Annotated in this window: 1 protein-coding gene and 1 pseudogene; one reads left to right on the top strand and one right to left on the bottom strand. The window is 39.3% G+C overall.

Translation table 11 applies throughout. The features are described 5' to 3' along the window. Positions 1–234 precede the first annotated feature (234 nt). Positions 235–1842: an MFS transporter gene (locus O9332_RS15285; RefSeq protein WP_288026265.1), complete on the bottom strand. Its 1608-nt coding sequence runs from the start codon at positions 1840–1842 to the stop codon at positions 235–237. A gap of 107 nt (positions 1843–1949) precedes the next feature. Between O9332_RS15285 and O9332_RS15280 the strand changes: the two are divergent. After that, positions 1950–2038 (top strand): annotated as a pseudogene (locus O9332_RS15280) (IS200/IS605 family transposase); the annotation flags it as partial.

Genomic DNA, 2038 nt, shown 5'->3' with positions numbered 1-2038 from the left:
ATACAAGGTCAACAAAAAGATGTCAAGTTGTATCCTTAACAAGGGAACCGTCAAACTAGGAGCCGTGTGAGGTGAAAGTCTCATGCACGGTTCTGAATGGGAGGGGAGGTCGGTGACGATTTTCTCGACCCCTAATAGTATAACTTTGTCTTGATAATTTACAAAACGATTGGAACCTGAAGAAGAAAAATTATTACGGGGTTTAACTGACAGTGTTTCTCAAAAAACTGATGTTTACTTTTCCTCTTGTCTTCTTGTTGCTAATTGGTCTAAAATTTCGGCGTGAACTTGGCGAGTAATTGGATAAAAATAGGCAAGAATTAAGCTAATGATCAGAAAAAATGCCGGTAAAGGAGCAATTGCTAGGCGAATTGCTATTAAAGCACTATCTGGCTGCAGGGGAATTGCTTCTCCTGGGATTCTCGGTTTAAAACCCGATGTTTCTAGAGCAATACCGACAAGAAATAACCCCAAAGCTAAACCAATTTTTTGCAAAAGTACCATGAAAGCATAAAAAATACCTTCTCGACGTTTTCCTGTTTCTAATTCGTCTAATTCAATCACATCGGGAACCATTGACCAAGGAATTAAATAGGCCACAGATACGCCAAATCCCGCCAAAACTGCCAAAGCATACATTAAAGTTATTTCTCCTGGTTGGAGCAAAAATAAACCAATTTGGGCAATAATCCAGAATGTCATCCCTAAAAAATAGACTATCTTTTTGTCTAATTTCTGACTAACTGCTTGCCAGAAAAATAACATCACTAAAGCTGTTCCCTGTACTGCCAAAGCGACTAAACCCGATTCTGCTTCCGATAGTCTCATGTAGCTGACGACGTAGTAAACCAAAATCGAGGCGGTTAATTGTACTCCTAACCAAGCACAAAGATAGATGCCAATAACGTATAAAAAGGGACGATTACCAAAAACTATTTTTAATTGTTCTTTCAGGGGAATAGTTTCGGTATTATTATCCGCTTCTCTCTGTTTAATTGCCGCGCTATCCTTGAGATGATTTTCAGTTTTGCCATAGTAAAGGGTTAACCCCGAAACTATCCCTTGTATTCCTAATAAAATTGTGGAAATAGCGATAAAGTCTCTGGGATTCACCCCAATTTTTCCTAGTCCATAGACCAAGGAAAGCGCACCGATAACTATAAAAGCAATTGCCAAAACTTTTTTCTGGGGAGAATTGAGAATCGCTTTTGCTCCTCGTTCTTGTAAAGCTAAAGCGCACCAAATAACTGCTATAATCGACATTAAAGCACAAACTACACCTAACAATAAAAAAGCTTGATGGAGATCGTTGGCATAGGAAGATGAGACGATAATATAGAGAATTAATGAGAGAATGCTGCCCCCGATGGAAAAGGCAAAACGAAAACTATTTAAGCGGGTTCTCTCATTATAATCATAAGTTAATTCAGGGGTGAGTGCCTGGTAAGGAAGATTGACTACTGTATAGGTTAAATTAAAGATAATGCCGATAAAAATATAATATAAAAATAGCCATAATTGGTTATTAGTCGGGATTAACCACAGTAAAAAATAGCTAATTCCGAAGGGAATCGACCCCAATAACATCCATGGTAAGCGACGACCCCAGATAGTACGGGTTCGATCGCTCCACATGCCAATAATCGGATCGTTAATAGCGTCGAAAATTCTCACCACCATCAGCACACTACCAGCTAATCCTGCTGGTAATCCTGCCACATCAGTGAGGAAAAATAGCAGGTAAAATACCGAGATATTGGCAGTGATAGCCGGTCCCAAATCCCCCGCACCATAGGCGATTTTTGTGGTTAAATTGAGTCTTTCAGAAGTCAAATGAGCCATAAAAGCAATTATAGAGACTAAAATAAGCTTAACTGTTCTGGGAGCAGTTGAGGAACTTTAATCTCTTCGGGTCTAATTCCCCGCCGCTCGCGGCGTACAATAGAAAAATGAGTGAATACATCCATAAGAGCCATAATGTAAGTGTTTTGCTATATCATTTAGTGTTCCCAGCCAAATATCGTAAAGCCGTTTTCGA

It is taken from the genome of Microcystis sp. LE19-10.1B, assembly GCF_027530565.1.
Classification (GTDB): Bacteria; Cyanobacteriota; Cyanobacteriia; order Cyanobacteriales; family Microcystaceae; genus Microcystis; species Microcystis aeruginosa.
The sequence above is the reverse complement of the archived record's forward strand: the minus strand, read 5'-3'. Positions and strand labels throughout refer to the sequence as shown.

What these genes read in the sequence shown, in the direction of transcription:
- O9332_RS15285 (WP_288026265.1), bottom strand. Translation starts at nt 1,842, where the DNA reads ATGGCTCATTTGACTTCTGAAAGACTCAATTTAACCACAAAAATCGCC.